This window comes from Vibrio sp. S11_S32 (assembly GCF_014694465.1).
Classification (GTDB): domain Bacteria; phylum Pseudomonadota; class Gammaproteobacteria; order Enterobacterales; family Vibrionaceae; genus Vibrio; species Vibrio algicola.
Genome location: NZ_JAAUWS010000073.1, coordinates 1 through 8,679, shown reverse-complemented (window position 1 = coordinate 8,679; position 8,679 = coordinate 1). Strand labels below are relative to the sequence as shown.

Genomic DNA, 8,679 nt, shown 5'->3' with positions numbered 1-8,679 from the left:
CCTTACCGCAACAGGTCGATTCTAAAATAAATCTGGAAAGGTATGTGTGATAAGGCTTCTCAGCCTTTTCCAGAAAAACAGTAGTTTTTGACTATTTTTCCTAAAATTCGAATTTTTAGAATACCAATTTCCAGATAATTTGTCACTTCCCAAAAGGCGAGGCTTAAGGTGTGGTGGGCTGATGGATAGCGCCACCAAACTCATTTATGCCCCAAAACAACTTAGAGTAAAAAATCATTCATGTCCTGTTTACGTGGTTATGCCATACAATTCTTATATGTGAAATTGGTAAAAAAATGGGGGCACCTCAGCCCCCTCGATTTTATTGTGTACATACTATTACTTTTTCACCGCTTCTTTTACCGTGCTTTTTAAGTTTTGCATGAAGTTTTTGAAGTGCGGCATAAAGTCAGCAAACAGTGAGTGTTTGCGATTTTGCATCATCACTGGGCCAAGCAAACGCAGCGCAACACCAACCTTGGTAGCCGTTTCTGGCTCTAGGCCGCTACCTTGTTTTAGTTTATCTACCACCATGAATAGATCTTCACGGTCTTGGTACTCAAACTGAAGTGTTTGTGCAGATTCCTGCTCTGTGCCTATTTCTTCAATAGTGATGCGGTATTGTTTGTCTTTTCTTATTTTAGATATCATATCGGTTACCTTATCACTGTGTAGTTGCAATTATGTATTCAGTTATGTGTTTGGAAGTTAGCTTTTTAAGAACTTCTCTACCTTAGATTTAATCGTCATTGAAATGGTCATCATCATCACCAATGCCACTGCACAAAGCAGACCGCCTAACCATACAGAAAGAACTCTGCACGGTTCTCTAAACCAATGTTGTTAAGCACAATGGTAAACGCCATCATTGTAAAACCCAGTGGCATCACACCAGTTAACGTGCTGCCCATCAGGGTCATCATGCCCAGTACAATCAAGATCTATTGAATAATTGGTGTCTTCTTCTCTTCAATTACTGATTTAGACATCACAGCTTGCGTATTCATTTTTCTCCAATCTTGAAATGGCCTTCAATTAGGTTGATAATGTCAACTATACTTATTTGGTTGACAATGTCAACTATCATGTTTGGAGAATTATCTTATGTCTGACAGCAAATCGCTAGATAGCTTGTTCAAATTGGTTCATAGCCTAAAGCGAAATGTGCAGGAACAAATCGAAGCACTGGATCTAGATATCACCCCAATGCATGTGCGTGTACTCAAGATCATTGCGAATAAACCACAGTGCACCGCCGTTGATATTGCTAATTTTTTAGATAGAGATAAGGCACAGGTAACCCGCCTACTAAGCAGTTTGATTAAGCAAGAATTGATCGTTAAAGAGCCGAACCCTGAAGATAAACGCAGCCAGTGTTTACGCATTACGGAAAGTGGTCAGGAGATCATGTCGATGATCGCAGGGGTAGATAAGGCGATGTTTGAAAAAATGAAAGATGGTGTATCTAACGAAGAATTGGAAGTGTTCCAACACGTCGCAAGAAAGATGGTTAGAAACCTTAGTATTGAATAAATTAAGTTATCTGAAGTTGATGACTTCGAGCCTAAGCTCTAACGCAGTTATGTCCAAAAACATCACAACCTGAATTTTTACGCGTGGCATTTTTTAGCTCAAAAATGCCCCATTGTTGGTTTCGCAAAAAAAAACTACGTTTTCGGTCGGGTGGCTTTTTAACAAATATAACTAATCTGATACCCGAAAATCACAAAAATTCAAAGCGTTATGGTGGTATATTTCCTTCAATAATTGTCCCAAATATCCGCTTAGAACGTTTTAGGCGCTTTGAGGGTTGTTTTTTATAGCAAAATCACACATTTGTTATAATAGAAATTATAAACACCAATTTTTTGATATTGTGGTTTTTTTAATGACTATGTGGGTAGGAAATACTTATGTTATTCGATATATCTGAAGTACTTAGAGAGATTGATACATTGTCGTCAAATGACAATTGCAATCTTGTTTCAATAAAAGAATTACTCAACCGTTTGGATTCAAACCTAACAACTCACGACGAAGTTTTTTCTTACCTTGATGCACTCAAAGAGCAGGGGGAAATTGAGGATCTATCTGACAGTTTTGGAGGATGGGGAAGAGACAAAGATGGTGCAGCGGTATGTTTTGGCAAGATAATAAGGAAACTGTAACGCAAGTTTCCTTATTGTTATTTTGAATTATATAGGAATAGTTATGAACAAAATATGGAGCATTGCCGCTTTACTCTTGTTGATCCAAGGATGTCAGTCAACACCAGATGAAAGACCAATCAACAAAGGAGAGTTAGAAGTAAAAACGTATACATACGTTAATTTGGATGAAAGCAAAGACGAATTATGGCTTCGTGCTCGTAATTATTTGGCCTCTACATACGTGAATAGTCAAACGATAAATAGAGTTTCAGATAAGGATGAAGGTGTTTGGATTGGCAAAGCATTAACGAAATGGAAGATGTTAGATATGTCATTTAGCCCCTATTGTCTATCCGATTACCAGATTCGTTTTGTAGCTAAAGACAACAAAGCTAGACTGCAACTAGAATTGTTAGATACAACACCTCCATTATCAGAGTGCCAAGGTTGGTCTCTACCTTCGGGATATGGTTATAAACAAATAATGGAAGAATTTGATGACATTTCTCGCGGATTAGAGAGCGCTTTACGAGGTAAAAGTGCGTTGGAGGATATGAAAAATTTTTGATAAGCCATTGATTATTGGTGTCTCATGAACCTACGAAGTAAAACAGTTTATTTAACGTAAGCACACAAGTGCAAACCTAAATAATCCCACCTTTTGCTAGTGCGATGAGTAAAATCGCACTAGCACAACACAACAACTTTGCCATACCTCAACTTATTAATGCTTTGCTCATGTTCGATTTTATTAAACTCATTTTTGTCCAAAAGTAAGCTAGGGAAGAAGTGGCAGTCGTGTGGAGTGTTTGGTAGCCCACATCAATATATCAGTGGCTACTGGTGGATTACTTGATTGGCACGACCTGACTTCTTTTCAGCCTAGAAAGCTCCTCCCGAAGCTCTGCATTTTCATGCTCCAACTCATCCACACGAGTTAACGCCTGAATCAGCTTATCATTCAAGTGATGCTGCGCAGCCGAAAATAAGGCTAGCTTCTCTCGCTCCGTCTCATACTTAGCCTTGTAGTTATCCTTGATACGCTTTTGCTCTTTGAGCTTAGTGCGCACGGTCTGGATCTCTGGCCGGATTACTTCACCGTTGCCTGCCGCGATTTCAGCTTTAGTCTGTTTAACCTTATCAACAAACTCGGGGTAGTAATAGCCACTGCCGTTGCCCAGGTTCGCTTCCTCCTCAACAGCGCGTACACTGAGCTTGCGATGGGCAGGGATACGCTTAGGTTTACTCTGTTTAATACGTTCTAGAGCCGCTTCAAGCGCTAGTAATGTGTTTTCGCTCTTACTCATGAGTTCGCTACCTTTAAGTCAGGTTCGAAAGGGGTAAATGGCAGTTCAAAATCAGCCATAACTATCTCTGCGGCTCTTACTTGGGTGATGTAGTGGCTACGCTCACTCACCGAAATATCTTCGTCGGATTCCATGTAAGCAACCAAACTGTTGTGCTTTTTCTGCCACCACCGAGCTTGTTCCTCGTCAATGATGCTGCTGCCTGAGCCGCAATCGACACAGAATTGAGGCATGACAACACCATCCATATCGCAATTGTATCCATTTTTACAGTAGCTATGAGTCGTGCCATGAAGGGTGAGTTTACCATCCTTGACGGCCTTGTAGATGACATCCCACGAACTGTAGATGGTTGGGACATCTCCTCGCATTTGCATGATCGCTTTGCCATGTGAACCTGATAATTTTTCACTAGAATGCCACTGTTTGAAGATTTTATTTGCCGTGGTTTCAGCGTTAATGTCCTCAAGCATGGATTGGATTTTTTCATCCACAACAAGGCTTCGATAACTGGCTAGCTTGCCACCGTTGGTGTACCACTCGGTCATAGCAAGATATAGGTGCTTGAACTGCTGTTTGAGAGCGACCATTGTGCTAAAACGGTTCTTAATGCAATAGAATGCCAAAGAGCGTCTAAATTGGTGTGGGGTTATGTGCCAAGGCTTACCTACTAGGACATACTTTTTAACCCTCCCATGTGATTGAGGGTTAGAATCTAGGCATTCTTGGTGGTCTTCCTCTGTCACAATAAAATTGAATTGCTTGCAGAACAGCTGAAGACGTACATTCCAGTATGAGATTAATGTGGGTGGTTTAGAGCGAACTGATTGGTTAACCCAAAGAGTGTTTGTGTACTTTTTATCTGGATAGGTCACTTCTTGTCGCAACCTTTCAGTTAGCGTTGTCATGAGTTCAATCGCGATCTTAGATGAACTGGCTGTTACCCATGTTTCTCGTTTTTCACCCAACTTAAAGGTGTGTGATTGGAGCATATGATACTCACGACCTTCAAAAGTATCCTTGTAATAACTATTTGGCGTGAGCTTATCTAACTCTGAATCACGCATACCACTAAAACCGCCACACACGATGTAGCTTGCATTGATTAACTGCCCTCGATATCGCTGAAATTCCGAGCTATTGGCAAGTGGCATGTTCGGCAGTTTTTGTGCAAGAGGCGAAATAATATCACTTGGGTTTCGAGGTTTGTTGTCACGTATATAAGCGGCACGTATATTTTTATCTATTTCGCCATTAGCCAAGATAAAGGGGAAGCTTTCACCACTTGCCACCTTTTCACTGAGACGTCGTTCACCTTCACGGTAGTTCTCTTGAAGTTCACTCTCGACTTGAGCAATTAGCTTCCTATTAGGGTGTGCTTCCTCAATCAGTTCAATCGCTTTACCATAAATGGCATCGCACAAACGCTCTGGAATGGTCAGTGTTTGTTGTGCCTCTAACTGAATTAACCTTCTAGCAACAACGTCAGGCTTTAAAGGTCCAAGAAACTCATGCTTAACCTTATGCCATGCTGAATCTCTAATGATTGAATTGATAGAGGCAACACATGTCCTTATTGAAGATTGAGAGTATTGTTTTTCAACCAAATCCCCTTCAAAGTTAGTCCAATTTGATGATTTCGAAAGAGCGCGTATAGAATCAAAGCCTTGCTCTACCAAATGACTGTAAGGCATGTTCGTATATCTGAACCTTGAAAATATACTACTAAACTTCAAAGCCTTACGCTGTTTTGGACCTTTATTGAATAACCAACCGTAGGTAAAAAGTTTCAACTCTCGCTGTAAGTCTTTATTGTTATTGAATTGATTGAAATTAAGAGTGTTCTTATGCTCCCTTTTGTTTCGTGAAAACGCAAAGCAATACCAAGCGCTATCACCGAAGTAGGCTGTTACCTTGCCTGATTCATCCTTGCAGACCACAACCTTATCAAGCTCATCAAAACGTTCTTCATGATAGAGCGTGACCACATCGGCTTCTTCTACTTTATGTTGCTCTGGGAAGCTATCTAAATATAAGTGCTGAACTGGCATTACACGCTCTCCTGTTGACGATTAGGAATTAAGAAAAGAATGGATTCAGGCTCATTCCACACTGGGTGAAGCCCTTCATCATTCAGTTTTTCTTCAGCTTGTTTTAAGATTTTAGAATTGATATCGGGAAGAATTTTAGAATCTATAAACACTATGACTTGTTCAAAATTCTTGCGGTAATGGTGAGCATCCAAATGTAGGTACAGCGACTCTTCAATGCACGCCCTAAATGACAGCAAGCACCAAATATCCGCAACGGATTGAACGATGACTTGATAAGAACAACCAAAACACGCCAATAAATCCGCACAAGCCAATCGCTCTCCATCCTTGGCTAGCCCTTGCTTCAGCGCCTTTTTGGTGTGCTTTTCTGACTTACTACCAAAGGGGTCACTACAACTGCCACCATTAGATGTGCGGCTGAGATTTGGTATTTCAATCGAATTCTCTTTTTCAATCACAAGCACATCAATACCAAGGTTTTCTTGTGCTTCCTTGGGTGATACGCCTTGTTTTATTTGTTCTTCACGAATGGCGAAAGAGTCTTGCAGCATCCCATTGTTACTGTGTTTATTACCTTCACTGTAACTCTTTCTTCGAGTGTTGGATGTATTCCCAAGCATGATGTTATTTACTATTTCACCCTGATGATAAGCGGTTAATCGTGCGCCTGTTTCACGAAAACGACTTACCATAGGACGTAATCGTCGCCCCGTTTGATCGTTGAAAGTGAAGTACCTTTCCACCCAACGTGCAAGGAAAGTATTTAAGGTATTCCTTTTGACAGGCTGTACTTTTTTCATGACAATAGTTTGCAGTAGTAGGGCATCTTCCCCAGTAGAAATTAATCGTGAAGCCTCAAGTAACTTATCAAAAAAGTCCATCGAATATTTTGGGATTTCTAGTTCGTGTTCACCCATTTCAATGCGAATGGTTTTAAACGCTCTTCGTTTAAATGCTGGCATCGTATACCATACCTCACCAATGGTGGTTGAAGCATTCTCTGGTTGCTTTAACTTGAACAAATCACTTGTGTTTGCATAGGTGTAATACCCCATTAGATATGTAGCAGCAGACATCATCTTAGAGGTAGCTGCACATAATTTGTATTCACATCCTTTCCAGTGAAAGGTCATGGTTGGTATGTTCCGATACGCCTGAATATGTTTCTCAGGATTATCTATAAACTGTTGATGCGTTTGCTTAAATAGTGCCCTCAAAAAGGGGAGTATTTGCTTTAAGTCACTTCGAGTGTAGGCTTCAAAAGGTTCGGTATCATGATTATATCGCGTAACAATATTATCAAAGTACGAGTGGGGTAAATCTAGATATTGAGTAAAGATGACCTGTAATAATGCATGGCTTGTTCTATAGGTTGAGTTTTTGATTTGCCCTAGCATGACACGCTCATCTTCAAAATTCATATAGCCTTCGATTGATGATTGAGTAAAGGTTTCAACATCCCTCTTGTCACACCACCGAATGTATTGAGATAACTTTACAAAATAGCCGTATAGCTTTTCGTGGCTACCACCTTCCTTGATAATTTCGTCATATCGAGCTTTTATTTGATGAATAAAGTCTTTCCTATCGGCATCTTTAAACTTTTTACTTTTCTTTAAATCTTCAGTAGATGGAAGGTTTTTTATCAATAAACGATTAAAATCAACTAGTTTTTTACCCTCTATCGTCAACTGAATACACAAGTCGGGATTCCACTTAGGACGGTGCGTGACATTACTCATTCTCAGCCTCCAAAGCTTCATGCATGATGCTGTCTAATATGCCAAATTTCACCTTGAAGGCTTCTTTACGTTTGAGGTAGCGCAAATATTTCCAAGTGGTTGATTCGTTTTTATGTCCCATCCACCCCATGAGTAGCTCCATGCATTCCGCGACAGGTAAACCAGCTTCAAGAAGGTCATTAAGGCGATATGTGCCATACGTTGAACGAAAATCGTGAAAACGATGTTCAAAAGCTGGGGTCGTTTGTTTGATTTTCGCTCTTAGCTCCCCCCACCTAGCTTCAATAGACTTAGGTGATACAGGGTTGCCTTGCTCACTCACAAACAAGGGTTCATGATTTAAGCAAAACTCTAGTGCTTCAACGGTTTCGTAGCTTAATCCCTTTGCTGATTCTTCTAGATTATCGAGTTTGGTATTTAGCTTGATAACTCGTTTCAAACGTCGCTCAGAAGTACGATAAACGTCTAGTTTATCGAGCAAAGTCTTCGATATTTCAATCGTCCTCTCTTTGCTGTATTTCGTTTGAACACCATTTCGTTGAGGTGAAACTGCTATCTCATAACGATGCACAGATTCAGCAAGTGGTTGTGCAATATCGAGAGCATCAAGTGTTAGTGTGGCGACCTCTTGAATTCGAAGTCCAGTATCAATGGAGATTAAAATTTGAAGCCCTAGTTCTTCGGATGCTACAGGTAGATAGGTGGTCAGTATCGATAACGCATCCTGACTTAATGGTGTTAAGGGGCGAATGTTTTTGCTGTCACTGTCTCGTGGTACTTTGATTCTTAAATCACTGGTTTCAATGATGAAGCTTGGAGCAATATGAGCCAGCATATCGGTTCGCTTAATAGATACGAACTCCATTCTAAAGGGCGCTTCTTTTTCATTTTTAATCTTTAGATAACCATCATGCATCAACCACTTATAGTAATTAACGACTTGGTTCATACGTACGCTTGCTGTGGAATGAGCAAGCTCTCCCTTTTTTATTAACTTCAATAAATGGGATCGAAATAAGTAAGTTGGCTTTAAACGCTTAACTGGTGGGAACATATCCCATTGAAGGTTTTTATCCTCAAGAAATTGATAGTAGTCCTTTAAAGCTTGAGCGCAGGGTTGTAAGTCTATCGTTTGCTTGATTGCCTTTTGATAGAAGAAGTAGCTATTGGCTTGGTGATTAAATTCACCATGTTCAGAATAAAGCGTTGGCAGTGAACCAATGTTATCAGTGGTAGGTGTAACAGAACATTGCCCATTACTTATAGAGAGATTTGTTTCTTTAAAAACATCACTAGATCTGATTAAAAACGCCATAAAATCCTCATGGTAAACACTGGCCATACATACAGTGTAGCCATCAATGAATTATTTCCCAGATTTATTTATGTGTGTAAAATGCTTTTCCTATATCAACCTGTCATGGTA

The 8,679-nt window shown here is 40.1% G+C and carries 9 protein-coding genes; 3 read left to right on the top strand and 6 right to left on the bottom strand.

Annotated features, from left to right (window positions below; translation table 11 throughout):
- Window positions 1-339: 339 nt before the first annotated feature.
- Together HC723_RS15935 and HC723_RS17750 are read right to left on the bottom strand one after the other, a co-directional pair.
- Window positions 340-651 carry a DUF3861 domain-containing protein gene (locus tag HC723_RS15935; RefSeq protein WP_190339782.1) on the bottom strand — a complete coding sequence of 104 codons (312 nt, stop codon included), beginning with the start codon at window positions 649-651 and terminating at the stop codon, window positions 340-342.
- Window positions 652-797: 146 nt separating this feature from the next.
- Window positions 798-923, bottom strand: coding sequence for a hypothetical protein (locus HC723_RS17750; RefSeq protein WP_274601948.1), 126 nt, complete (start codon window positions 921-923; stop codon window positions 798-800).
- Between the two features lie 181 nt (window positions 924-1,104).
- On the opposite strand from HC723_RS17750, the gene HC723_RS15930 reads away from it, so the two are divergent.
- The 3 genes from HC723_RS15930 (at window position 1,105) to HC723_RS15920 (ending at window position 2,718) form a co-directional block, all read left to right on the top strand.
- Window positions 1,105-1,533 carry a MarR family winged helix-turn-helix transcriptional regulator gene (locus tag HC723_RS15930; RefSeq protein WP_190339781.1) on the top strand — a complete coding sequence of 143 codons (429 nt, stop codon included), beginning with the start codon at window positions 1,105-1,107 and terminating at the stop codon, window positions 1,531-1,533.
- Window positions 1,534-1,913: 380 nt separating this feature from the next.
- On the top strand, window positions 1,914-2,168 hold the full coding sequence (locus HC723_RS15925) for a hypothetical protein (protein ID WP_190339780.1): 255 nt from the start codon (window positions 1,914-1,916) through the stop codon (window positions 2,166-2,168).
- A gap of 43 nt (window positions 2,169-2,211) precedes the next feature.
- Entirely contained in the window at window positions 2,212-2,718 is a 507-nt protein-coding gene (locus HC723_RS15920) for a DUF4468 domain-containing protein (RefSeq protein WP_190339779.1), read from the top strand.
- A gap of 280 nt (window positions 2,719-2,998) precedes the next feature.
- Here HC723_RS15920 and HC723_RS15915 read toward each other — a convergent pair whose 3' ends face one another.
- Genes HC723_RS15915 through HC723_RS15900 form a run of 4 tightly spaced genes read right to left on the bottom strand, consistent with a single transcriptional unit; the run spans window position 2,999 to window position 8,568 of the window.
- Window positions 2,999-3,457 (bottom strand): hypothetical protein, encoded by a 459-nt coding sequence (locus HC723_RS15915; protein WP_190339778.1) that lies wholly within the window; start codon window positions 3,455-3,457, stop codon window positions 2,999-3,001.
- On the bottom strand, window positions 3,454-5,508 hold the full coding sequence (locus tag HC723_RS15910) for a hypothetical protein (RefSeq protein WP_190339777.1): 2,055 nt from the start codon (window positions 5,506-5,508) through the stop codon (window positions 3,454-3,456). Before HC723_RS15910 ends, HC723_RS15915 begins: the two co-directional genes overlap by 4 nt.
- Window positions 5,508-7,253 (bottom strand): hypothetical protein, encoded by a 1,746-nt coding sequence (locus tag HC723_RS15905; RefSeq protein ID WP_190339776.1) that lies wholly within the window; start codon window positions 7,251-7,253, stop codon window positions 5,508-5,510. The genes HC723_RS15910 and HC723_RS15905 overlap by 1 nt, the downstream gene beginning before the upstream one ends.
- Window positions 7,246-8,568, bottom strand: a complete 1,323-nt coding sequence (locus HC723_RS15900) for a tyrosine-type recombinase/integrase (RefSeq protein WP_190339775.1) — start codon at window positions 8,566-8,568, stop codon at window positions 7,246-7,248. The genes HC723_RS15905 and HC723_RS15900 overlap by 8 nt, the downstream gene beginning before the upstream one ends.
- Between the last annotated feature and the right edge of the window lie 111 nt (window positions 8,569-8,679).

What these genes read in the sequence shown, in the direction of transcription:
- HC723_RS15905 (WP_190339776.1), bottom strand. Translation starts at nt 7,253, where the DNA reads ATGAGTAATGTCACGCACCGTCCTAAGTGGAATCCCGACTTGTGTATT.
- HC723_RS15900 (WP_190339775.1), bottom strand. Translation starts at nt 8,568, where the DNA reads ATGGCGTTTTTAATCAGATCTAGTGATGTTTTTAAAGAAACAAATCTC.
- HC723_RS15910 (WP_190339777.1), bottom strand. Translation starts at nt 5,508, where the DNA reads ATGCCAGTTCAGCACTTATATTTAGATAGCTTCCCAGAGCAACATAAA.
- HC723_RS15920 (WP_190339779.1), top strand. Translation starts at nt 2,212, where the DNA reads ATGAACAAAATATGGAGCATTGCCGCTTTACTCTTGTTGATCCAAGGA.
- HC723_RS17750 (WP_274601948.1), bottom strand. Translation starts at nt 923, where the DNA reads ATGATGACCCTGATGGGCAGCACGTTAACTGGTGTGATGCCACTGGGT.
- HC723_RS15930 (WP_190339781.1), top strand. Translation starts at nt 1,105, where the DNA reads ATGTCTGACAGCAAATCGCTAGATAGCTTGTTCAAATTGGTTCATAGC.
- HC723_RS15935 (WP_190339782.1), bottom strand. Translation starts at nt 651, where the DNA reads ATGATATCTAAAATAAGAAAAGACAAACAATACCGCATCACTATTGAA.
- HC723_RS15925 (WP_190339780.1), top strand. Translation starts at nt 1,914, where the DNA reads ATGTTATTCGATATATCTGAAGTACTTAGAGAGATTGATACATTGTCG.
- HC723_RS15915 (WP_190339778.1), bottom strand. Translation starts at nt 3,457, where the DNA reads ATGAGTAAGAGCGAAAACACATTACTAGCGCTTGAAGCGGCTCTAGAA.